Below are 21,777 nucleotides of genomic sequence, written 5' to 3' on the forward strand. Positions count from 1 at the left end.
GGCCACGTTATGTTGGCTCCTTGCGTCAGCCGGCCTGTTTCACGCGCATATACCATTCGACGAGACGACGAACCTGGCGCTCGGTGTAGCCGCGAACGATCATCCGCGCGACGAAGTCGTCATGCTTTTTCTCGGTCTCGCCGTCCTTCTTCGATCCGAAGGAGATCACCGGAAGCAGATCTTCAACTTGAGAGAAGATGCGCTTTTCGATGACTTCCCTGATCTTCTCATAACTCGTCCAGGTCGGATTCTTTCCACCGTTCTGTGCTCGCGAGCGAAGCGAGAACTTCACGACTTCGTTGCGGAAGTCCTTGGGGTTGGCGATTCCGGCCGGCTTTTCGATCTTGCTCAGCTCCTGATTGAGCAATTCGCGATCGAGCAATTGTCCGGTGTCAGGATCCTTGAAGTCCTGATCCTCGATCCAGGCATCGGCATAGTCGACGTAACGATCAAACAGGTTCTGGCCGTAGTCCGAATAGGATTCCAGATAGGCTTTCTGGATTTCGTGACCGATGAACTCCGCATAACGCGGCACCAGCTCGGCCTTGATGAATTCGAGATAGCGTTTTTCAACTTCATCAGGCATCTGCTCCCTGCGGATCGCCTGCTCCAGCGTATACATCAGGTGCACGGGATCCGCCCCAATCTCCGACGTGTCGTGATTGTAGGTCGCGGCCAGAACTTTGAACGCGAAGCGCGTCGAGGCACCGTCCATGCCTTCATCAACACCGGCGGCGTCCTTGTATTCCTGAACGCTGCGGGCCTTTGGATCCGACTCTTTCAGGCTTTCGCCGTCATAGACCCGCATCTTGGCGAAGGTGGTCGAGTTTTCGTGCTTGCGCAGCCGCGACATCACGGAGAAGCGTGCCAGGGTTTCCAAAGTCGCCGGTGCGCAAGGTGCGGTGGCGAGTTCGGAGCCCTGAATGAGCTTCTCATAGATCTTCTGTTCTTCGGTGACGCGCAGGCAGTACGGCACCTTGATGACGCAGATACGATCGATGAAGGCTTCGTTGTTCTTGTTGGCCTTGAAACTCTGCCACTCGGACTCGTTGGAGTGAGCGAGAATCACGCCGGTGAACGGGATGGCGCCGATGTTTTCGGTGCCGATATAGTTGCCTTCCTGCGTCGCCGTCAGCAGCGGATGCAGCATCTTGATTGGCGCCTTGAACATTTCGACGAATTCAAGCACGCCCTGATTGGCGCGGTTGAGGCCACCGGAATAGCTGTAGGCGTCGGGATCGTTCTGGGCGAAGATTTCGAGCTTGCGGATATCCACCTTGCCGACCAGCGAGGAGATGTCCTGGTTGTTCTCGTCACCGGGTTCGGTCTTGGCGATGGCGATCTGGCGCAATCGCGACGGCTGAATGCGGGCGACGCGGAATTGCGAGATGTCGCCGCCGAAAGCTTCGAGCCGCTTGTAGCACCACGGACTCATGAGGCCCGTAAGCCGCCGGCGCGGAATGCCGTATTTCTCTTCAATCATCGGGCCGAGCGTGTCGGGATCGAACAGGCTGAGCGGGCTTTCATAAACCGGAGAGAGTTCGTCGCCGGCTTTCAGCACATAGATGGGATGGACTTCCATCAAGGCCTTGAGGCGCTCGGCAAGCGATGATTTGCCGCCGCCGACCGGGCCGAGCAGATAGAGAATCTGCTTGCGCTCTTCGAGACCCTGCGCCGCATGGCGGAAGAAGGCGACGATGCGTTCGATCGTATCTTCCATGCCGTGAAAGCCGGCAAAGGCTGGATAGCTACGGATGGTACGATTCAAAAAAATACGGCCAAGGCGTGGATCCTTGGCCGTGTCTATCATTTGAGGCTCGCCGATCGCCGCCAGTAGGCGTTCCGCCGCGTTCGCATATCGCATCGGGTCCCCTCTGCAGGATTCCAGATACTCGGACATCGACATGTCCGTCTCACTTCGGGCTTCGTAACTTCTAGCGAACGCATTGAACAGAGAATCGTTGTACATGATCCCTCTCTCCTTGCTGGTCGGCCGTCCTGTTGGTCGCGATGCTCCTAAGGTGGTAACGGAACGCGTCTTTCCGATCGCGACTCAACATCAGCACTATAGCCTTCAGGACACATCCAGGTCCGAAATCGCGCAATGCGATCTGAGTGCAGCGCGCGACTCATATTCAGGCACTTGCTTATAAGTTAGGCGAGTTTTGCCATGTCTCAAGGGCTAACAAAGCGATTGTGCACGCCTGTGACTCGAACGCCACAAAGTTGCCGTATGTGGGAAGCTTTCGGAATCATGTACCGACGGCGCAGTTTGGATGAGTCGAAACGCGCACAAGAATGCTGGTGAGCGGAGGTTACGCTCAGTTCCGATCGCCGGGAAGGACAGGCAGCGGAGTCACCTCGATACCTTCATCGATCAGCGACCGTGCTTCATCCGGCGTCGCTTCGCCGTAGATCGGACGATGTTCGATGTCGCCATAATGCATCTTGCGAGCTTCGGTCGGGAAGCTTTCACCGACATTGTCCGCGTTTTTGGTAACGTGATCGCGCAGTTCTTTCAGCTTGGCGCGCAGTTCGGCTTCCTGCGGCGCCATCATCAGCGGGGCTGTGGTCTCGGAACCGGCGTCAGGGGCGGGTGCCGGGCGATTCTTGCTCTTGCCCACGATACGCGGGGCCATAATGGCCTTTTCGACCTTCACCGATCCGCAATTCGGGCAATTCACCAGCTTGCGCTTCACCTGGGAGTCATAGGCGCCGGAACTCTGGAACCAGCTTTCGAAAGCATGGCCCTTCTCGCAGCGTAGGTCGTAACGGATCATGTCGCTTGCCGGACAAGGTGCAGATAGTCTGGGCCCGATTTGGGATCGCTGACGCTGAAACGGCGGCCGTGCTGCAGGGACGGCACGGTCTTGCGCGCTTCCGTCACCTTCGCAGGATCGATCTTGGCCAGAATGAAGCCCGGCTCGACGCCGGTCGCTTCGGCCAGAACCACGCCCCACGGGTCAATGATCAGCGAGTGACCATAGGTCGCACGCTTGTTCTCATGTACGCCGCCCTGCGCGGCCGCAAAGACGAAGCAGCCGGTCTCGATGGCGCGAGCGCGCAGCAGCGTGTGCCAATGGGCCTCGCCGGTCTTCTGGGTGAACGCCGAGGGCACGGTGAGGAAAGACGCGCCGCTTTCGGCCAATGCGCGGTACAGCGCCGGGAAGCGGACGTCGTAGCAGATGGTCAGACCGATGCGGCCCCAGGGGAGATCCGAGATGACGGCGGTCTCGCCCGGCTGATAATTCGCGGATTCGCGATAGCTCTCGCCGTTCGGCAGGTCGATGTCGAACATGTGGATCTTGTCGTAGCTCGCCAGGACATTGCCGTCCGGTCCGATCAGGAACGAGCGATTGGCGGCGCGTTCGGGGTTGGCCAGCACGGCCAGCGATCCGATATGCACGTAGATCTTCAGCTCCGCGGCGAGCGCGCGATAGGCCTTCAGCGAGAGGTCGTCTTCCTCCGGGCGCAGATGTTCGAACAGCGCCGTGCGATTGAGCTGCATCATGTTGCTCACTTCCGGCGTGAGCACATAGTCGGCGCCGGCGAGCGCGGCTTCGCGGATCAGATGCCGGCCCTGTTCGAGGCTCGGCTCCGGCAGCAGGCCGGTGCGCATCTGCACCATGGCGGCGGTGAAGGTCTGGGGCTCGGACGTCGGAGATGTCTGGCTCATGAGGTGGCCTTCTCGCCTGCGATCATGGCGTCAAATTTGCCTTCGCGGTCCAATGCATAGAGATCGTCACAGCCGCCGATCAGGGTGCCATCGATGAAGATCTGCGGGAAGGTGGCGCCGGGATAGGTACGGTCGAACATTTCCTGGCGCAGCTTCGGATCGATCGCGGTGTCGAAATGGGTGAATGCAGTTTTCTTGCGCTGGAGCAGCGAGATCGCGGCGCTGCAATAGCCGCAGCCGGGGCGGGTGTAGATTTCAATAGCGGCGGCCATCGGATGCTCCAGTTGCAGGGAAGTGCCTGATTATATGGGGACCTTGTGGGCCTCCACAACCCGCGCAAAGACCAGCACATCGACCTGGGCCGCCTTGGCGTGCAGCAGCGCCCGTGCGCAGGCGTCCGTCGTGGCACCCGAGGTCAGCACGTCGTCGACCAAAATGACGCGGCGGCCCTGGATTTCAGCCCGGCGTTCAGGTGGGACCTTGAAGGCGCCCTGCACATTGCTGGCGCGCTCGCTGCGCGACAGGCCGATCTGGTGTTCGGTCGGGCGTATGCGCCGCAAGGCGTCGCGGGATATCGCAACGCCGCTCTGCCCGCCGATTTCCCGCGCCAGCGCGCCGGACTGGTTGAAGCGCCGGCTGAAGCCGCGGCGCCAATGCAGCGGCACTGGCACCAGAATATCGGCATCCGCGAGCAATTCCTTCCCCGCACGCGCCATCCAGCGGCCCATAGTCGGCGCCAGATCGATCCGGTCATGATATTTCAACTGATGCACCAGCGTGCGGGCGACATCGTCATAGCGCACGGCTGCGCGGGCGCGCTGATAGGCCGGCGGATCGGCAATCGCCTGCATCGACAGGATGCCCGGGCCGGGATCGTAGACGAAGGGGATGCCGAGCCGGCTGCAGAACGGCGGCGCGATGAAGGAGAGCTGGCCCCAGCAGGCCGCGCAGACGCCTTCTCCGGCGACGGGTTCCCGGCAGGCGACGCAGAGCGTCGGCAGTGCGACGTCGAGCGCCACACGGGCGGTTTGCGTCAATGCAGACCGGCAAAGCTTCAGCGCGCCGCGCAATTGCGCGGGAAGGGACCATGACACTGTCGCCTCTGCGTCCATAGGTTGAAGGCTAGAGCCCTCCTGCGCCGATCTCAAGCGCGATTGCCAGATCCCTGGTCTTCGGCGTACCAAGCCGCATGGCTCAGACCTCCAATACTGCACCGATCCTGTTCGACCGCGCTCTGTTGCGGGCGCGGCAGGCGCGTGCGTCGCGGCTGGGCGCCGAGAATTTCCTGCTGGATCGTGTCATCGCCGACATGGATGAGCGATTGCAGGCGGTGCTGCGCCAGTTCGACAATGCCGCTGACGTCGCGACGCCGGGCAACCGTCTGCGCGATGGTGTGGCCGGGCGTGTCGGCCATCTCACACATGCCGACGTGCCCGATGTCGAAAGCGATGGTCTCAATCTCGCGCCAGCGTCGCTCGATCTCGTCATCTCCGCGCTCGGGCTGCACTTCGTTAACGATCTGCCCGGCGTGATGGCGCAGATCCGCCGCGCGCTGAAGCCTGACGGTCTGCTGCTGGCCGCAATGCTCGGCGGCGACACGCTGACCGAGCTGCGGCAGTCCTTCGCCGCGGCGGAAGCCGAACGCGAAGGCGGCATCTCGCCGCGCGTCGCACCAATGGCCGATCTGCGCGATGTCGGCGCCTTGCTGCAGCGCGCGGGATTTGCGCTGCCGGTGACCGATGTGGATCGCGTCGTGGTGCGCTACGACAGTGCCTTCGGTCTGATGCAGGATCTGCGCAGGATGGGCGCGACCAATGTGCTGGTCGAGCGCCGTCGCGCACCGCTGCGCCGCGCGACGCTGCTGCGCATGGCGCAGATCTACAGCGAGCGTTTCGCCGACCCCGACGGCCGCATCCGCGCGACCTTCGACGTCATCTGGTTGTCCGGCTGGGCGCCGCATGAGAGCCAGCAGAAGCCGCTGAAGCCGGGCTCGGCAAAAGCGAGCCTCGCGGATGCTGTGAGGGGGCTGAAGCGCTAAAGCAGATCGATCAGATGCGGGATCAGCGGGATATCCGCAGCCGGCATCGGATAGTCGCGCAGCTTGTTCGGCCGCACCCAGGCAAGATTCTGGCCTTCCCTGGAGATAGCGAGGCCTTCCCAGCGCCGGCAGATATAGAGCGGCATCAACAGGTGGAAGTCCTCATAGGCGTGGCTGGCGAAGGTCAGTGGCGCGAGGCAGGCTTCCTTCACCGTGATCCCGAGCTCCTCGTCGAGCTCGCGGATCAGCGCCGCTTCCGGCCGTTCGCCGGGCTCCAGCTTGCCGCCGGGAAATTCCCACAGGCCGGCCAGCGCCTTGCCTTCCGGCCGCTGTGCGATCAGCACGCGGCCGTCGGGATCAATCAATGCGCAGGCGACGACGAGGACGAGTTTCATAGGGTTATTACGCGGTTGTTGGTTGTCTGGGACATGTGTGGGGCACAGGGAACGATCGCATCGCCAGCTTTTCCGGGCGCGCTCTCATTGTTCGGTATGAGAGTTTTGGTTGCAGCATCGTTCGGGATTACCTGAATGTCGACATGGGTCGTGAGCTGCACGCGCGGCAGTTCGATGATGTAGTCGACCGTGTCCGCTCCCGAATAGTCGCTGCTGGGCATGTAAACCAGTTGCAGTGCGCGCATGCGTTTCCCGACACAGGTCTGGTCGTCCCCGGTCACATTCTTTTGTGGGGTGACCGTGATCGCCCGTCCGCACAGACTGCCATGCGACGGAGGTTTGGCGATAGTGAGCTTGGGCAGCACCGGCTCACATTTCGCGTTCCATCGCACCGCGAAGCCAAGGCCGACCTCCTGACCGGCCTTGACGCTGCGGGTGAGCGTGCGTGTCCTGCTCGATGACTGATCCTGCGCTTCGGCGGTGCCGATTGGCATTGCGACGGCACAGGCAAGGATCAGACCCCCTGTCGTGCCGGCCATCGCACATATCTTCATCGACATCGTCCGCAGGCGCAGTAGCAAGCTAAGACCGATAGTCGCCGTTGATGGCGACATATTCCTTGGTGAGGTCGCAGGTCAGCACGCGGTCGCGGCCCTTGCCGAGGCCGAGGGTGACCTTGATCTGCACTTTGGGGTTCTTCATCGCGTTGGACACTTCGGTCTCGTCATAGGACGGGTCGCGTGCGCCCAGTTTGGCGACACGGATGCCATTGAACGCGATCGAGAGCTTGTCGCGGTTGGCGGGCTCGCCGGCCTTGCCGACAGCCATCACCACGCGGCCCCAATTGGCGTCTTCGCCGGCAATCGCCGTTTTCACCAGCGGCGAATTGGCGATCGACATGGCGATCTTGCGCGCCGAGGCCTTGGTCGTCGCGCCTTCGACGACGACTTCCACCAGCTTGCGCGCGCCTTCGCCATCGCGTGCGACCTGTTCGGCGAGGTCATTGAGAATGACGTTCAGGGCCTTCACGAAAGGCTTCAGCCTGATGTCGCTGGCCTTGGTGATCTTCGGCGCGCCCTGTGCGGCTGCTGCGCCGGTGGCGAACATCAGCAGCGTGTCCGAGGTCGAGGTGTCGCCGTCGATGGTCACGGCATTGAACGAATCTTCCACGCCGGCCTTCAGGAGTGCCTGCAATGCGGGCGCGCTGATCGGTGCATCCGTGAAGATGAAGGACAGCATCGTCGCCATGTCCGGCGCGATCATGCCCGCGCCCTTGGCCATGCCGTTGATGGTGACCTTGGCCTTGCCGAGTTTCACGGTGGCCGTCGCGACCTTCGGGAAGGTGTCGGTGGTCATGATCGCCTTGGCGGCATCCATCCAGCCGTCCGGTCCGGCGCTTTCAGCGAGTGTGGCGAGCACACCGTTGAACTTTGTGGCGTCGAGCGGCTCGCCGATCACGCCGGTCGAGGCCAGGAAGATCTCGTTCGGCTTGCAGCCGACGGCCTTGGATGCGATGTCGCCGGTGAGTTTGGTCGAGGCCTTGCCGGTCTTGCCGGTGAAGGCATTGGCATTGCCGGAATTGACCACCAGCGCCTGCGCTTTGCCGTTTTTCAGCACCGCGCGGCACCACTCCACGGGAGCCGACGGGCACTTCGACGTGGTGAACACGCCGGCTGCCGTCGTGCCCTTGTCCATCACCGCGAGCAGCACGTCGGTGCGGCCCTTGTAGCGGATGCCGGCGGCGGCGGTGGCGAGGCGCACGCCTGCAATGGCGGGCATCTCGGGAACGTCGGTCGGGGCGAGGGGGGAGACGGGGGACGGCTTGGCCATGAGTGCTTTCAGCTTTCGTAAAAAGATGAAGCGCTCTGTATCACCTCTGCCACCGTGGTGGGAGAGGGCTTCATGGAGAAGGGAGCAATGTCATGGCTCCGTCATGCGCACCCGTCCGGTCGCGCATGATCCTGTCCGAAAACCAGGACTAGCCGGGGCCGAATTTGAACTTGCCGTCGTCTTCGAGGAACGGGCCGCTGCGCATATAGAGCTGGCCGTTCTCGCCGATAAAGAAGAGCGTGTTCTTCGGCACTTTCTTGGCGCCCTTCAGCAGGAATTTGGCATTGTTGGTGCCCATCTTGTACGCGAAGGTCTTGCCTGACGCGTCGTAGCCATAGCCCATGTCGGGCGAGAGCACCCAGGGCGTCGGCGCCTGAGCCAGAGCAGGGCCGGCAAGGGCCGATGTCATCAGTGCGGCGGCGCACAGCATCGTAAAGGCTCGAGCGGTCATCCCAAATTCTCCGAAACGTGTTTTTGAAAGTACATCGCGGCTGCGCGGTTGTCTTGAACAAATCACGAACGGTGACAGGCCGTCAATACGACATGCGGTCGCGACAGAGTTTGTTATTTCGCAAGCGCGGTCTGGCGACTATCTTTCGCTTTCGGGCTAAGCCGGTCCACGATGAATGCGGCGATGGGGATGATTCGACAATGCGAGCGATCGTGAAAAGTCTTTTGGTTGTTGGCGCGGTGGTATTGGCGCCCGGTCTTGCTGCGGCAGATGATTTCAAGCTCAGCAACAACCAGCGTATCTCCTGCGGGCGTGGGCTTGCCGCAGGCAAGCTGAGTACGGCGACCTGCCGCTCTTATGCCTATCTGTTCAATGCGAAGACCTCGGAATATTTCCGTTGCTCGGTGTCGCTATCGATGACGCGTGATGCCAAGGAAGTCATCAACGTCCAGAGCGACGGCGCCTGCGTGAAGAAGCCGCGCGTGTTCGACACCGACTCCAGCTATTCCTTCGATGCCACGGAGACCGAGCCGCCGAACACCAATTCGTTCTTCGGCAATGGTGGTTTTGCCATGTGGGTCAGCGACAACACCCAGCAGAAAATTCGTGGCTGTGTCACGATTCCATCGGGCCTCGGCTCGGACGTGTCGCGCTGCATCGATATGAAGTTCGAGTAGGCGGCTTTCTTATCCTTCCCCCTTGCGGGGAGGGTGGCCGGCCGAAGGCCGGTCGGGTGGGGGTGCCACAAACGCCATCGCCTGTGGCACCCCCACCCCGGCCTATCGGCCGACCCTCCCCACTGCGCATTGCTACGCAATGCTTGAGGGAGGGATGCCTCTAACGCCTGCGCGTCGTTGCTGATGTGAATGTCAAACAGCTTCAGACATGCGTCATCGCCCCCATTGTTAGCGGCGCGGGGGCGCCGTCGTTGCTTGCATTCCCGCCCTCTTGTGAGAGGGCGTGCGGAACGCCGGGTGCCCGTTGCACCCTTGGGCCTGATGCGATGCGGTCTTCCGCAATTGAGAGTGCATCAGGACTTTCGGAGGCGCCGAGCAAGTGCCCGACGTTCCGCCTGCGGTGTTTTTTCGGTTGCTTGCACTTTGCCTCGACGAACGCTCCGATCGCGAATTAAAGTCCCAAGGCGATGGGAAGGGAGCCTCAAGCGACTGGGCCGAACGCGTTTTGACTTGGTCGTCCGTCACACTGTCCAGGGCTCTTTCCATCTCAAGGTCGGCCGTCTCCTTGCCAGTGGCAGTGCTGGCGCAGATTCGTCCTGCCCGAAGACAGACGTTCCCCCGTGAACCGCGTGACGCCGCATCTCCGGCGTCCACCGCACCCTGCCCCGCGAACGTGACGATCGCGATCGCCCCTCTCGGTGGGGCAGGACGAGGGGGAATATAGTCCATAAAGGGATATTGTCAACGATGGATAGGAAAAAATGTTTGGGTGCGTTCCCTCCACTGTCATTCCGGGGCGCACCCTTGCGCGAGCCCGGAATCCATAACCACGATCGAGCTTATGGATTCCGGGCCTGCGCCCCAGCCGGCTGCGCCGGCCGGGCGCATCCCGGAATGACAATTGAGGACTCGGCGCGTCCGGGCTTACGCACGCCCTCAGGCAAACCAATTGGTTTGCCGGGGAATGACGAGTGTGGAATCGGCGCCAACCGCACTCCCAAAACAAAAGGGCACGCGCTTCAGCGCGTGCCCTTCGATCTATTCACGCTTAACGCAGCAAGACAGGCAGGCGCGTCTAACGCCCTGCCAACCCCGCGCTGCCTTACTCCGGCTTGATGCCGGCGAACTGGGCGACCTTGCCCCACTTCTCGATTTCGGACTGCACATAGGCATCCATATCGGCCGGCGAACCGCCGGTCGGATCGGCGCCCAGCTTGATCAGGCGGGCAGTGCCGTCGGCCGACTTGATGAACTTGTCGGTCGAGGCATTGAGCTTGGCGATGATCTCCTTCGGCGTCTTCGCCGGGGCTGCGATGGTGAACCAGGAGGCGGCGTCGTAGCCGGGAACGCCGGCTTCGGCGATGGTCGGAATGTCCTTCATCGGCTCCCAGCGCTTGCTGGTGGAGACGGCGAGTGCACGGATCTGGTTGCTCTCCGCGAAAGGCTGCGCCGCCGGCAGGTTGTCGATCATCACATGGACGCGGCCGCCGATCAGGTCGGTGAGTGCCGGGGCACTGCCCTTGTAGGGCACATGGGTCAGCTTCACGCCGGTCATCGACTTGAACAGTTCGGTCGACAGATGTGCGGTCGAGCCGAGGCCCGGCGTGCCGTAGAAATATTCGTCCGGCTTGGCCTTGGCGAGTTCGATGAACTCCTTGACGCTCTTGGCCGGCAGCGCATTGGTCACCGAGAACAGGTTCGGCACCTTGGCGATCACGATGACCGATGCCAGATCCTTGACCGGATCATAGGTCATGTTCTTGAACACGAACTTGTTGATGGCGTGGGTGCCGGGCGTGCCGACCAGAAAGGTGTAGCCGTCGCCTTCGGCCTTGGCGACAAAGTCAGCGGCGATGTTGCCGCCGGCGCCGGCCTTGTTCTCGACGATGAACTGCTGGCCCATCTCTTCGGACATCTTCTGCGCGACGACGCGCGCCAGAATGTCTGTGGTGCCGCCGGCCGCGAACGGAACGATGAACTTCACCGGCTTGGTGGGCCACTCTGCGGCGCTGGCGCGGCGCGACAGGATCGGCAGGGTGCCGAGGGCAGCCGCGCCGCCGAGGATCACGGAGCGGCGGGACGGGAAGCGGATCGATGATGACATCTCGAAGAGTCCTTTTGCATGTCGGGCAGGCCGCGCGGCTGCGACGCGCGATCTGATTGAGGGTGTTTAAGACATTGACGGGAGGCCGGGATCAAGTGGGAACCGGCACGGCTGGGGCAACGAACCCGACGGTCCGCTCCTGCGGCTCATCTGCGCAACCGGCAGGTCTTCTCAGCTTCTCCCGATCAGGCGTTTCCATGGACAACATGCATGGGAACGTACTGGGTGGATGGTACTATGTTGCACTGCGAGTTGCTACCGCAATGCAATACCATCCTTAAGCATTTGGTACTAACGGCTGATGACGTGCGTCGGAAGGTCGCGTCTCCGGCATGGCGACGATGAACAGGATGAGGCCGATCCCCGCCAAGGCGGCAAGCGCGAGGAATGCCGCGCTGTAACCGGCATTCACGACGATCACGCCGGCAATGGCCGTGCTGAGAGCGCCGCCTAATCCCGCGGCGGTGGCGATCGCGCCCTGGCTGATATTGAAGTGGCCGGTGCCGTAAGTGAGGTCTGCGACCACCAGCGGGAAGATCGCGCCGAAGATTCCGGCGCCGATGCCGTCGAGGGTCTGCACGCCGACCAGCCAATAGGGATTATCGGAGAGCGGATACAGCGCGCCGCGCAGCGCCAGCACGGCGAGCGCGCAGGCGAAAATCGGTTTGCGGCCCCAGACATCGGCCTTGCGGCCGACCAGCATCGCGACCGGCACCATCACCAATTGCGCCGCGACGATGCAGACCGACATCAACGTGGTGCCGAGCTCGCTGTTCACCAGTGCGAGTTTCTGGCCGACCAGCGGCAGCATCGCCGCATTGGAGAAGTGAAACAGCACGGTGGCGGCGGCAAATATCAGGAGCGGCTTGCAGGTCAGCAGCACCTGAAAGCCGGAAGGCCGGTCGGTGGCATCGTGATCGTGCGTTTCGTTGAGATCGCCAAGACCGCGGGCCATCTGATGATCGATGGCATCGGCGGGGATCGCCAGCGTCGCGAGGATGCTCGCCGCAGCCATCGCGGCCATCAGCCAGAACACGACGATCGGCCCGAAGGCATAGGCGAAGATGCCGGCCAGCGTCGCTGCCGTCGCGTTGCCGGCATGGTTGAACGCCTCGTTGCGGCCGATCCGGCGCGCAAAGGCTTTGGGGCCGACAATGCCGAGTGTGATCGCCGCCAGTGCCGGTGCGAAGACGGCCGCGGCGACACCGGTCAGTGCCTGTGTCGTCGCGACAAACAGGAAACCGGGATAGAGCGGCAGCACGATCGAGCCGAGTGTGACGATGACGGCGGCAAGAATGACGATGGCGCGCTTGGCGGCGGTCTTGTCGATAAGGGCGCCGGCAGGGGTCTGCGCGACGATACCAGCGAGGGCGGCGACCGACATCACGATGCCGATGGAGGCTTCATCCCATTTCTGGACCGTGAGGAGATAGATCGCGAGATAGGGCCCGAGCCCGTCGCGGACATCGGCAAGAAAGAAGTTCAGCGCGTCGAGCGGATGCTTGATCCTGTTGGCGTCGTCGTGCACGCGTGGTCCTCACGGCACGGCAGTGCCCGGCATGCAACGGCGGTTGAGTGATCCGGTTCCGCGGTATTCGTTGCCCACGGGGCGGGATTTATACACACCGGGAGCATAGTCGAAGTGCAGTCGTCGTGGCTCTGCCGTTCCAATTTCATCGACGGAGGTTATGGGTCCCCGCCTACGCGGGGACGACAAGGGAGAGGTCCGCGATCAACCACTTAAAAACAAAGGCCGCGAGGCTTTCGCATCGCGGCCTTAAGTCTGGTCTTGTGGCGGGCTGGTCTTACTTGCCGATGCCCTTTTCCTTGAAGTATTTCAGCGCGCCCGGATGGAACGGCACCGGGGAACGCTCCTGCACCTGGTTGTCGAGCGAGAAGCTCTCGGCCTCCTTGTGCACGGCGACGATGTCGGCCTTCTTCTCCACCAGCGTCTTGACGATGTTGTAGGCGTCGTCATCGCTCATCTTGTTGCCGGTGACGATGATGTTCCAGACTTCTGTATTGGCGTTGTCCTTGTCCATGCCGGGATAGATGCTCTTGCTGATGGTCGAGGGCGAATACAGCTTGCCGTATTTCTCGTTCATCTTGGCGGCGAGGTCGGCGTGGTCGACGAACTTGATTTTCATGCCGGGTGTGGCAGCGAGATCGGTGACGGCGGCAGTGGGGACGCCGCCGACCCAGAAGAAGGCGTCGATCTTGCGGTCCTTGATGGCGTTGACGGACTCAGCCACGCCGAGACGCTCGCGCTTCATGTCCTTGTCCTTGTCGAGACCGGCGGCCTCGATGACGCGGAACGCCATCACTTCGGTGGCACCGCCGGGCGAGCCCGTGGAGACGCGCTTGCCCTTGAGATCCGACATCTTCTCGATGCCGGCGCCCTCGATGGTCACGATATGCATGCGGTTCGGATAGACCACGAGCAGGGTCTGCAGCGGGACTTTGCCGCTCTTGAACTTGTCCTGGCCGTTCAGTGCGTCCAGCGCGGCGTCGGCCATGCTGAAGCCGAGTTCGCTCTGGCCCGAGGCGATCAGCTTGAGGTTATCGACCGACCCGCCGGTAACTTCCGCCGTGGCTTGGGTGTTCGGCAGCGCCTTCGACAGCACATTGGCGATAGCGCCGCCGAGCGGATAATACACGCCACCGGTGCCGCCAGTGCCGATCGCCATGGTCTTCTGCTGCGCGATGGCCGCGCCTGCAAGGCCGGCCGTGGCGACCAGCGCCACGGCAATCGATGTCTTTCTGAAACGCTTGAACATGGTTGTCCTCTCCTCCAGTTTTCCTGTGATGTCGCGGTGACTATTTCACCGCGCCGACTTCCTTGAGATATTTCAGCGTGCCGGGGTGATAGGGCGCCGGCGATTGCGCTGGTGTCTGCGTGGCGAGATTGATGTTCTCCGCCTCTTTATGGACGGCGACGAGATCGGCCTTGTTCTCGAAGATCGTCTTCGTGATCGCATAGGCGGTCTCGTCCGACATCTTGTCGGTGGCCATGATCTGGTTCCAGGCGGCGAAGCCACGGCTGTCGGTGGTCTGGCCCGGATAGCTGCCGGCCTTGATCACGCTGGGCGCGAAGATCTGGCCGTATTTTTTCACGATCGGCTCGAGCAGGTAGTCGATGTCGATCAGCTTGATGGTGACGCCGGGCGTCGCCGCTAGATCGACCACCGCGGCAGTCGGCACACCGCCGCCCCAGAAGAAGGCATCAATCTTGCGATCCTTGAGCGCGGACGCGGATTCCGCCACCGACAGACGTTCGCGCTTGACGTCCTTGTCCTTGTCGAGGCCCGCGGCTTCCAGCAGGCGGAAGGTCTGTGCCTCGGTGGCGCTGCCCGGCGCGCCGCTCGAGATGCGCTTGCCTTTCAGATCGGCGAATTTCTCGATACCGGTGCCGGCGATGGTCACCACATGCACCGGGCTGGAATAGACGGCGACGATGGTGCGCAGCGGAACGGGCTTCTTGAACTTGTTCTCGCCCTTCACGGCATCGGACGCGACGTCGCCGGTCATGAAACCGAGATCGGCCTGGCCGGTTTCCAGCAGCTTGATGTTGTCGACGCTGCCGCCGGTGACTTCGCCGGTGGCCTGGGTATGCGGCAGTTTCTTCGACAACAGGTTCGCGAGCCCGCCTCCGAGCGGGTAGAAGATGCCGCCGGTCCCGCCGGTCGCAATGGCGATGGTCTTGTCTTCCGCAGAAGCACCGGTCGCCGCGCAGGCGATGCCGAGCAGTGCAAGGCTGAACGCCCTGTGTCTGAAAGCTGTCCATCTCATCGCGTCACTCCCTGAAGTCGGCGGCGCCGCTTATCTGCGGCGTCCGCTGTCATGCGATAACTTGACGTTATTCGTTTCTGTCGTTGGTCATGCCGGTGCCGGTTGCGTCCTCGTCCTTGCCTGCCAGAGCAGCACGCCGAGGCCGATGATGAGGCCAGGCACGAATGTGTAGCTGATGTCGCGACCGATGATCGATTCGATGATCGCCTCGATCAAGCTCGGGAATACCAGCAGTAATCCCGATAGCAGAAGCAAGCCGCGCTCAATCGGTGTATTTTGTCGCAGTGCCCAGTTCTGCGCGACGGCGGCCAGTGCCAGCAGTCCCAGCGTGGTCTTGAAGGTGATCTCGACGATGTCGACCCACGAGCCGCCCTTCGGAATGTTCAGCAGCAGGCCGACGCCTTGCGGATCGCAGACGAAGACGAATGGCACCAGGAACGCCGGCAGTGTGTATTTCCACGATTGCAGCGTGGTCTTGTAGGGATCGCCGCCGGTAATCGCCGCCGCCGCGAAGGGCGATAGCGCGGTGGGCGGCGAGACTTCCGAGAGCACGGCGTAATAGAAGATGAACATGTGTGCGGCGTAGTCAGGCACGCCGAGCTTGATCAGTGCGGGCGCGGCGATCACCGCGCAGATGATGTAGGACGCGGTGACCGGCACTGCGAGGCCGATGATCCAGACGATCAGCGCCGTATAGATCGCCGTCAGCAACAGGCTGCCGCCCGCATAGGAAATCACGATCGACGAGAATTTCAGGCCGAGGCCGGTGAGCGTGACGACGCCGACCACGATGCCGGCGCAGGCGCAGGTGGTGGCGGCATTGAGCGCGCCGATCGAGCCATCGGCCAGCGCCTTCACCAGCTTCTTCGGCACCAGCGCAGTGTCCTTGCGGAGGAAACTGAGCACGAAGGTGACGAGGGTGGCGTAGAACACCGACAGTGACGGCGAGTAGCCGATGATCATGAAGACGACGACGGCGAGCAGAGAAATGAAGTGGAACCCGTAACGCTTCATCATCACGCCGAGGCTGAGTTCAGGCCTGACATTGACATTGTGGGCGCCGAACCGCTTGGCGTCGATCTCCACCATGATCAGCAGCGACAGGTAGTAGAGACAGGTCGGGATGGTCGCCATCCAGATCACGTCGAGATAGCTGATCTTGAGGAATTCAGCGATCAGGAACGCGGCGGCGCCGAGCACCGGCGGTGACAGGATCGCGCCGAGACCGCCCGCGGCGAGCAGGCCGCCGGCAGCGTTCTTCTCGAAACCGGCCTTGGCCAGCATGGGGGCGGCGACGGTGCCGATCATCACGGTGGTGGCGACGCCGGAGCCGGAAGGCCCGCCGAGCAGGAACGACGACAGCACCACGGTGCGGCCGGCGGCGTTCGACTTGTTCCCCATCAACGATAGCGAGAAATCGATGAAGAACTTTCCGGCGCCGGACATCGACAGGAACGCGCCATAGATCGTGAACAGGATGATCAGCGTGGCCGACACGTCGACCGCGACGCCGAAGATGCCCTCCAGCGTGATGAAGAGATGGCCAACGAGGCGCGGCAGGTCATAGCCGCGATGAGTCCATGGCGCCGGCAGATGCGGGCCGAGCATCGCATAGGCAATGAAGAAAACGGACACGACCGGCATGATCAGGCCGGTGGTGCGGCGGGTCGCTTCCAGCAGCAGCACGATGAAGACGATGCCGACGATGACATCCATATGATCCGGCAGCGTAGCGCGGTCGGTGAAATCGTCGCCGCCCCACAGCGCATAGGCAATGGTGCCGATGGCGACGATGCCCGGCACGATGTCCCACCAGCGCACGCGGTTGCGGAAGCGCGCAGCGACGGGGAACAGCAGGAAGCTCAGGATCAGCGTGAAGGCGACGTGGACATAGCGCAGCTCCTGCGTCGGCACGATGGCGTAGGCGGCATAGAGATGAAACAGGCTCATGACGACGGCGATGCCGGTGGAGATCGTTCCGGCCCAGCCGAGCAGGCGATTTGTTGCGCCTTCATCGGCTTCGATGAAGGCTTCAGCCTTCGCCAATGCCTCGTCGGAGACGGCAACGGTGTCATCGCTCGCGTTTGATTTCTGGTCAGCCATGTTTCATCCCCCGGGATATTTCCCGCAGCCGGCTTTGCCGGCCTTATTATTCTGAGTGCGGCGCATTCATGCCGTTTTACCCGGCTGGCGCAAGGGCTTACCGGTGAAACTTTCGTCGCGGCAACGGCGTTCGCTATTGCGACGCCGTTGACCGCATGAGGGCTGCGGTTCACGTTCGCGGCCTGAATGACAGGAATAAAATGAGTATGAGGAAGCGTCTGATAGCCGCCATGACGGGTGTGGTCGTCATGTGCAGCGCAGCGGCACGCGCCGAGCCGTCGATCACGCTGCTGACCGGCAATACATCCGGGATCTATTTTCCGCTCGGCGTCTCGATTGCGATGATCTATGCGGATATTCCCGGCGCGAAAGTTCAGGTGCAGACAACCGACGGTTCGGTCGAGAACCTCTCGCGCTTGCAGCAAGGCACCGGGCAGGTGGCTTTTGCGCTCGGTGACGCGCTGAAGGACGCCTGGGCCGGCAATGCCACGGCGGGCTTTGACGGCAAGCAGGACCGATTGCGGGTGATCGGCGCGCTCTATCCGAATTACATCCAGATCGTTGCCACCAAAGAGAGCGGCATCAGGACGCTGAGCGATCTCAAGGGCCGGAGCCTCTCGGTTGGCGAGCGGAGATCGGGCACCGAGTTGAACGCCCGCGCCATTCTGGGCGCTGCGGGGCTGCGCTATGAGAATCTCGGCGAGATCAGGTATTTCTCCTTTGCCGAATCCACCACGATGATGATCGAGAAGAAGCTCGATGCCACGCTGCAGTCTGCGGGTCTCGGCGTGACATCGATCAGGGAACTCAGCGAGGCCACGGATATCGTCATCGTGCCAGTGCCGCCCGCGCTGGTCAGAAAGATCGGCGTGCCGTTCAAGCCGGACCGGATTCCAGCCCGGACCTATGTCAGTCAGGACAAATCCGTGCCGACGGCATCGGTGATGAACTATCTGGTGACGAGTAATGCCGTGCCGGATGAACTCGTCTATCAGATGACGAAGCGCTTGTTCGGCGGCCTCGACGAACTCGCCATCGCGCACCGCGCTGGCCACGAGATCCGGCTGGCGAGCGCCGTGAGCAAAAACCCGGTGCCGCTGCATCCCGGCGCGTTGCGCTACTATCGGGAGCGGGGCCTGATCAGGTAGAGTGGTCCGGCTGGCTTGCTGGGGCTTTCATGGGTCATTCGTTTCGGACGTTGGTTCTGTGTGCCGCTCTTGCGGCGCCATCGCTGCCCCATGCGGCCGTCCGAGCGCAGGGTACGGTCGAGGCCGCTGCCACCTGCGCGAATGACGACACCTTGCCGCCCGAGCAGATGCTCGGCATCTGCGCCCTGGTGATCGGCTCGACGGCGGCACCGCCGGACCGCGTTCATGCCCTGATCGTGCGCGCCGGGCTGCAACTCAGGCTGGAACAGGTCGACCTAGCCATTGCGGATGGTGATCTGGCAGTTCAGCTCGATCCCCTCTCGGCCGCAGCGCTCGAAGCCCGCGGCAAGGCGCTTGCGGCCGGCAAGAAGTTCGACCGTGCGCTTGATGACTTCGACCGCGCGATCAAGCTGCGGCCGAACGAGGCCCAATTATTTGCGAGCCGCGCCGCGACCTTCGCATCGATGCACGAAAATCGATTGGCCGTTCGCGATTACAATGAAGCGGTCCGGCTCGATCCGACGCGGGTGCAGGGTCTCATCGATCGCGCGGCCGCCTATGCCAAGGTCAAGCGCTTCGATCTGGTGATCGACGACCAGAGCGACATCATTCGCCTGGAGCCGACCGCGGAACATTACGATGCGCGCGGTCAGTCCTATGCGCGCAACAATGCCTATGGCCGCGCGATTGCGGATTTCGACGCGGCGATCCGGCTGGAGCCGAAGGCTAGCTACTTCGTGAATCGCGGAAACTCCTTCAGTCTCAGCGGCGCATATGATCGCGCCATCACCGACTACACGACGGCGCTGCAGCTTCAGCCGGAGCTGGCGATGGCCTATAACAATCGCGGCGTCGCCTGGCGCGACAAGGGCGACCCTGCGCGCGCTCTGGCCGATTTCGACGCAGCCGTTCAGATCGATTCAACGCTGGATATAGCTTTGCGACATCGCAAGCAGCTTGAGAAATATCGGGTGGCGGCGCGCAAGCCGGCAATTGGATTGCATCCATCCGCCGATGCGAGCACCCGATAGACAATGACTTTTCGCAATTCATATGTGGGCAGCGTATTGCGCGTTATCGGCGTCCTGCTCGTATTATGTTGCGTGGCTCCCGACAGGGCATCGCCAGCGGTCAACGAGCCGGCAGCCACCGCGCACGTCGATCCCGCACTGTGCGTGGCGGCTGTTGCGTCAGGTGATGACGAGAAGATTCTCGCAGTTTGCAGCACGCTGATCGACAACGAAAAGACCGAGCGGGCCGACCGGCTGAAAGCGTTGATTGCGCGCGCCGGTGTCTACACCCGCAAGGATGAGACCGATCGTGCCATCGCCGATTACGATGCGGCGCTGCGACTCGATCCGACGCAGGCCGTTCTGTTCAATGCGCGCGGCGAACTCTGGCGCAAGAAGGGCGATCGGCCGCGCGCAGTCCGCGATTTCGGTGCGGCGATCAAGCTCGATCCGCAACTCGACGTCGCGCGCGCCAATTACAAGGCGCTGGCGCAGGAAATCGAGCGGATCGGCGTGGAGATGTCGGTCAAGCCACAACCAAAGGCACCCTTGAAATAGCCGGCGATCCCGTGACAATCAGTGTGCAATGAACCCGGCGGTAAAGCTGGGGCGGGAGAGACGCCATGACAACCAACGCATCCAGCCGCTATCACGACGTCCACGCGCAGTCGCTGTCCGATCCGGAAGGCTTCTGGAGCGAAGCCGCGAAGGCGATCGACTGGATTGCGCCAGCGAAGAAGGTGTTCGATCCGTCCGTGGGTCTCTACGGCCGCTGGTTTGTCGGCGGCGTGCTGAACACCTGCTACAACGCGCTGGATCGCCATGTCGCCGGTGGCCGCGCCGATCAGGTCGCGCTGATTCACGACTCACCGCTGACGGGTGAGGTCCGGAAAATCACCTATGCACAGCTGCTGCATGAGGTGCAGGTGCTCGGCGCCATCCTGCAGGACCTTGGCGTCGGCAAGGGCGATCGCGTCATCCTCTATATGCCGATGGTACCTGAGGCTGTGGTCGCCATGCTCGCCTGCGCGCGCATCGGCGCGGTGCATTCGGTGGTGTTCGGTGGCTTCGCGGCGAAGGAACTCGCGACACGCATCGACGATGCGAGGCCGAGGCTGATCCTGTCCGCGAGCTGCGGCATCGAGCCCGGCCGCATCGTGCAATACAAGCCGCTGCTGGATGAAGCGATCGCGCTCGCCAGCGCGAAGCCCGATGCCTGCATCATCCTGCAGCGCCCGCAGCATGGCTGCGACCTGGTGGCCGGCCGCGATCATGACTGGGCCGAATTGCGCAGCAAGGCGATGGCGGCGAAGAAGTCCGCGGATTGCGTGCCAGTGCTGGCGACCGATCCGCTCTATATCCTCTATACGTCCGGCACGACCGGCAAACCGAAGGGCGTGGTGCGCGACAATGGCGGTCATGCCGTCGCGCTCGCCTGGTCGATGTGGAATCTCTACGGCGTGAAGCCGGGCGAAGTCTGGTGGTGCGGCTCCGACATCGGCTGGGTGGTCGGCCATAGCTATATCGTCTATGCGCCGCTGTTCCATGGCGCGACGTCGATCATGTATGAAGGCAAGCCGGTCGGCACGCCGGATGCCGGCGCGTTCTGGCGCGTCATCTCCGAACACAAGGCCGTTGCTTTCTTCACGGCGCCGACCGCCTTCCGCGCCATCCGCAAGGACGATCCGGACGGCAGTTTCATTCGCAAATATGATCTCTCGCATTTCCGCACGCTGTTCCTGGCCGGTGAGCGCGCCGATCCGCCGACGGTGGACTGGGCCGAGAAGCAGTTGAAGGTGCCGGTGATCGATCACTGGTGGCAGACCGAGACCGGCTGGTGCATCGCCGGCAATCCGGTGGGCCTTGGCCAGCTCCCGGTGAAGCACGGCTCGCCGACGGTGCCGATGCCCGGCTACAAGGTCGAGGTGGTGGACGAAGCTGCGAAGCCGGTACCCGCCGGCACCATGGGCTCCATCGTCATCAAGCTGCCGATGCCGCCGGCCTGTCTGCCGACATTGTGGGAGCAGGACGAGCGCTGCAAGGAAGCCTATTTCAACGAGTTTCCCGGCTACTACAAAACTTCCGATGCCGGCTATCTGGATGACGATGGCTATGTCTATGTGATGGGCCGCACCGACGACATCATCAATGTCGCCGGCCATCGCCTCTCCACCGGCGGCATGGAAGAGATTCTGGCCTCGCATCCGGACGTCGCCGAATGCGCCGTGCTGGGGATCAAGGATACCATCAAGGGCGAGGTGCCCTGCGGCTTCCTGGTGCTGAAGGCCGGCGTTGAGCGGCCGGTTGCTGACATCGAGAAGGAAGTGGTCGCGCTGGTGCGCGAAAAGCTCGGCCCCGTCGCGGCGTTCAAGCTCGCCATCGCCGTCGGCCGGCTGCCGAAGACGCGTTCGGGCAAAATCCTGCGCGGTACCATCAAGAAGATCGCGGACGGTGACAGCTGGACCATGCCCGCGACCATCGAGGATCCGAAGTCACTGGACGAAATCGGTGCGGCGCTGAAGGGCAGGGTCTGAGCAGACCTTACAAATCCCGCAT

20 protein-coding genes are annotated in these 21,777 nt (G+C 62.4%); 6 read left to right on the forward strand and 14 right to left on the reverse strand.

All coding sequences use genetic code 11. The annotated features are described in order from the left end of the window. Window positions 1-25 precede the first annotated feature (25 nt). The 5 genes from AB7951_RS01120 to AB7951_RS01140 all read right to left on the reverse strand — a co-directional run bounded on the left by AB7951_RS01120 (window position 26) and on the right by AB7951_RS01140 (window position 4,788). On the reverse strand, window positions 26-1,969 hold the full coding sequence (locus tag AB7951_RS01120; RefSeq protein WP_089267701.1) for a PrkA family serine protein kinase: 1,944 nt from the start codon (window positions 1,967-1,969) through the stop codon (window positions 26-28). Window positions 1,970-2,321: 352 nt separating this feature from the next. Beyond that, a complete protein-coding gene (locus tag AB7951_RS01125) occupies window positions 2,322-2,780 on the reverse strand; it encodes a DUF1178 family protein (RefSeq protein ID WP_116660084.1) in 459 nt (152 codons plus the stop codon). Then, window positions 2,777-3,676, reverse strand: coding sequence for a carbon-nitrogen hydrolase family protein (locus AB7951_RS01130; protein WP_120287340.1), 900 nt, complete (start codon window positions 3,674-3,676; stop codon window positions 2,777-2,779). Before AB7951_RS01130 ends, AB7951_RS01125 begins: the two co-directional genes overlap by 4 nt. After that, on the reverse strand, window positions 3,673-3,948 hold the full coding sequence (grxC, locus tag AB7951_RS01135; protein WP_120287339.1) for a glutaredoxin 3: 276 nt from the start codon (window positions 3,946-3,948) through the stop codon (window positions 3,673-3,675). Before grxC ends, AB7951_RS01130 begins: the two co-directional genes overlap by 4 nt. A gap of 30 nt (window positions 3,949-3,978) precedes the next feature. Then, entirely contained in the window at window positions 3,979-4,788 is an 810-nt protein-coding gene (locus tag AB7951_RS01140; RefSeq protein ID WP_120287338.1) for a ComF family protein, read from the reverse strand. Between the two features lie 77 nt (window positions 4,789-4,865). On the opposite strand from AB7951_RS01140, the gene AB7951_RS01145 reads away from it, so the two are divergent. After that, on the forward strand, window positions 4,866-5,714 hold the full coding sequence (locus tag AB7951_RS01145; protein WP_120287337.1) for a methyltransferase domain-containing protein: 849 nt from the start codon (window positions 4,866-4,868) through the stop codon (window positions 5,712-5,714). Here the strand turns inward: AB7951_RS01145 and AB7951_RS01150 are convergent. The 4 genes from AB7951_RS01150 to AB7951_RS01165 form a co-directional block, all read right to left on the reverse strand. Beyond that, the gene (locus AB7951_RS01150; RefSeq protein WP_120287336.1) at window positions 5,711-6,109 is read right to left on the reverse strand and encodes a (deoxy)nucleoside triphosphate pyrophosphohydrolase; all 399 of its coding nucleotides are present in this window, start codon (window positions 6,107-6,109) and stop codon (window positions 5,711-5,713) included. The genes AB7951_RS01145 and AB7951_RS01150 overlap by 4 nt on opposite strands. Further along, complete coding sequence (locus AB7951_RS01155; protein WP_439061971.1) at window positions 6,106-6,648, reverse strand: hypothetical protein; 543 nt, start codon at window positions 6,646-6,648, stop codon at window positions 6,106-6,108. The genes AB7951_RS01150 and AB7951_RS01155 overlap by 4 nt, the downstream gene beginning before the upstream one ends. A gap of 43 nt (window positions 6,649-6,691) precedes the next feature. Further along, entirely contained in the window at window positions 6,692-7,939 is a 1,248-nt protein-coding gene (gene argJ / locus AB7951_RS01160; protein ID WP_199711974.1) for a bifunctional glutamate N-acetyltransferase/amino-acid acetyltransferase ArgJ, read from the reverse strand. A 148-nt stretch (window positions 7,940-8,087) separates the two neighbouring features. Next, window positions 8,088-8,390: a hypothetical protein gene (locus AB7951_RS01165; protein ID WP_184512165.1), complete on the reverse strand. Its 303-nt coding sequence runs from the start codon at window positions 8,388-8,390 to the stop codon at window positions 8,088-8,090. 200 nt (window positions 8,391-8,590) lie between these two features. Here AB7951_RS01165 and AB7951_RS01170 point away from each other — a divergent pair, with 200 nt between their 5' ends. After that, the gene (locus tag AB7951_RS01170) at window positions 8,591-9,067 is read left to right on the forward strand and encodes a hypothetical protein (protein WP_089267692.1); all 477 of its coding nucleotides are present in this window, start codon (window positions 8,591-8,593) and stop codon (window positions 9,065-9,067) included. Between the two features lie 1,102 nt (window positions 9,068-10,169). On the opposite strand, the gene AB7951_RS01175 is transcribed toward AB7951_RS01170, so the two are convergent. From AB7951_RS01175 to AB7951_RS01195, 5 genes are all read right to left on the reverse strand, one after another. Then, entirely contained in the window at window positions 10,170-11,171 is a 1,002-nt protein-coding gene (locus AB7951_RS01175; protein ID WP_120287332.1) for a tripartite tricarboxylate transporter substrate binding protein, read from the reverse strand. 277 nt (window positions 11,172-11,448) lie between these two features. Continuing rightward, window positions 11,449-12,699, reverse strand: coding sequence for an MFS transporter (locus AB7951_RS01180; RefSeq protein ID WP_120287331.1), 1,251 nt, complete (start codon window positions 12,697-12,699; stop codon window positions 11,449-11,451). Between the two features lie 277 nt (window positions 12,700-12,976). After that, the gene (locus AB7951_RS01185) at window positions 12,977-13,948 is read right to left on the reverse strand and encodes a TAXI family TRAP transporter solute-binding subunit (protein WP_068729346.1); all 972 of its coding nucleotides are present in this window, start codon (window positions 13,946-13,948) and stop codon (window positions 12,977-12,979) included. A 40-nt stretch (window positions 13,949-13,988) separates the two neighbouring features. Beyond that, window positions 13,989-14,960, reverse strand: coding sequence for a TAXI family TRAP transporter solute-binding subunit (locus AB7951_RS01190; RefSeq protein WP_120287330.1), 972 nt, complete (start codon window positions 14,958-14,960; stop codon window positions 13,989-13,991). Window positions 14,961-15,047: 87 nt separating this feature from the next. Further along, window positions 15,048-17,063, reverse strand: coding sequence for a TRAP transporter permease (locus tag AB7951_RS01195; RefSeq protein WP_089267687.1), 2,016 nt, complete (start codon window positions 17,061-17,063; stop codon window positions 15,048-15,050). 206 nt (window positions 17,064-17,269) lie between these two features. Between AB7951_RS01195 and AB7951_RS01200 the strand changes: the two genes are divergently transcribed. The 4 genes from AB7951_RS01200 (at window position 17,270) to AB7951_RS01215 (ending at window position 21,755) form a co-directional block, all read left to right on the forward strand. Further along, complete coding sequence (locus AB7951_RS01200; RefSeq protein WP_120287329.1) at window positions 17,270-18,211, forward strand: TAXI family TRAP transporter solute-binding subunit; 942 nt, start codon at window positions 17,270-17,272, stop codon at window positions 18,209-18,211. Window positions 18,212-18,240: 29 nt separating this feature from the next. After that, complete coding sequence (locus AB7951_RS01205; protein WP_120287328.1) at window positions 18,241-19,242, forward strand: tetratricopeptide repeat protein; 1,002 nt, start codon at window positions 18,241-18,243, stop codon at window positions 19,240-19,242. Window positions 19,243-19,245: 3 nt separating this feature from the next. Further along, complete coding sequence (locus AB7951_RS01210; protein ID WP_120287327.1) at window positions 19,246-19,779, forward strand: tetratricopeptide repeat protein; 534 nt, start codon at window positions 19,246-19,248, stop codon at window positions 19,777-19,779. Window positions 19,780-19,844: 65 nt separating this feature from the next. Beyond that, window positions 19,845-21,755 (forward strand): propionyl-CoA synthetase, encoded by a 1,911-nt coding sequence (locus tag AB7951_RS01215; RefSeq protein WP_120287326.1) that lies wholly within the window; start codon window positions 19,845-19,847, stop codon window positions 21,753-21,755. Window positions 21,756-21,777: the final 22 nt, after the last annotated feature.

Source organism: Tardiphaga sp. 285_C5_N1_2 (genome assembly GCF_052076065.1).
Classification (GTDB): Bacteria; Pseudomonadota; Alphaproteobacteria; order Rhizobiales; family Xanthobacteraceae; genus Tardiphaga; species Tardiphaga robiniae.

What these genes read in the sequence shown, in the direction of transcription:
- AB7951_RS01120 (WP_089267701.1), bottom strand. Translation starts at nt 1,969, where the DNA reads ATGTACAACGATTCTCTGTTCAATGCGTTCGCTAGAAGTTACGAAGCC.
- AB7951_RS01125 (WP_116660084.1), bottom strand. Translation starts at nt 2,780, where the DNA reads ATGATCCGTTACGACCTACGCTGCGAGAAGGGCCATGCTTTCGAAAGC.
- AB7951_RS01130 (WP_120287340.1), bottom strand. Translation starts at nt 3,676, where the DNA reads ATGAGCCAGACATCTCCGACGTCCGAGCCCCAGACCTTCACCGCCGCC.
- grxC (WP_120287339.1), bottom strand. Translation starts at nt 3,948, where the DNA reads ATGGCCGCCGCTATTGAAATCTACACCCGCCCCGGCTGCGGCTATTGC.
- AB7951_RS01140 (WP_120287338.1), bottom strand. Translation starts at nt 4,788, where the DNA reads ATGGACGCAGAGGCGACAGTGTCATGGTCCCTTCCCGCGCAATTGCGC.
- AB7951_RS01145 (WP_120287337.1), top strand. Translation starts at nt 4,866, where the DNA reads ATGGCTCAGACCTCCAATACTGCACCGATCCTGTTCGACCGCGCTCTG.
- AB7951_RS01150 (WP_120287336.1), bottom strand. Translation starts at nt 6,109, where the DNA reads ATGAAACTCGTCCTCGTCGTCGCCTGCGCATTGATTGATCCCGACGGC.
- AB7951_RS01155 (WP_439061971.1), bottom strand. Translation starts at nt 6,648, where the DNA reads ATGGCCGGCACGACAGGGGGTCTGATCCTTGCCTGTGCCGTCGCAATG.
- argJ (WP_199711974.1), bottom strand. Translation starts at nt 7,939, where the DNA reads ATGGCCAAGCCGTCCCCCGTCTCCCCCCTCGCCCCGACCGACGTTCCC.
- AB7951_RS01165 (WP_184512165.1), bottom strand. Translation starts at nt 8,390, where the DNA reads ATGACCGCTCGAGCCTTTACGATGCTGTGCGCCGCCGCACTGATGACA.
- AB7951_RS01170 (WP_089267692.1), top strand. Translation starts at nt 8,591, where the DNA reads ATGCGAGCGATCGTGAAAAGTCTTTTGGTTGTTGGCGCGGTGGTATTG.
- AB7951_RS01175 (WP_120287332.1), bottom strand. Translation starts at nt 11,171, where the DNA reads ATGTCATCATCGATCCGCTTCCCGTCCCGCCGCTCCGTGATCCTCGGC.
- AB7951_RS01185 (WP_068729346.1), bottom strand. Translation starts at nt 13,948, where the DNA reads ATGTTCAAGCGTTTCAGAAAGACATCGATTGCCGTGGCGCTGGTCGCC.
- AB7951_RS01190 (WP_120287330.1), bottom strand. Translation starts at nt 14,960, where the DNA reads ATGAGATGGACAGCTTTCAGACACAGGGCGTTCAGCCTTGCACTGCTC.
- AB7951_RS01195 (WP_089267687.1), bottom strand. Translation starts at nt 17,063, where the DNA reads ATGGCTGACCAGAAATCAAACGCGAGCGATGACACCGTTGCCGTCTCC.
- AB7951_RS01200 (WP_120287329.1), top strand. Translation starts at nt 17,270, where the DNA reads ATGAGGAAGCGTCTGATAGCCGCCATGACGGGTGTGGTCGTCATGTGC.
- AB7951_RS01205 (WP_120287328.1), top strand. Translation starts at nt 18,241, where the DNA reads ATGGGTCATTCGTTTCGGACGTTGGTTCTGTGTGCCGCTCTTGCGGCG.
- AB7951_RS01210 (WP_120287327.1), top strand. Translation starts at nt 19,246, where the DNA reads ATGACTTTTCGCAATTCATATGTGGGCAGCGTATTGCGCGTTATCGGC.
- AB7951_RS01215 (WP_120287326.1), top strand. Translation starts at nt 19,845, where the DNA reads ATGACAACCAACGCATCCAGCCGCTATCACGACGTCCACGCGCAGTCG.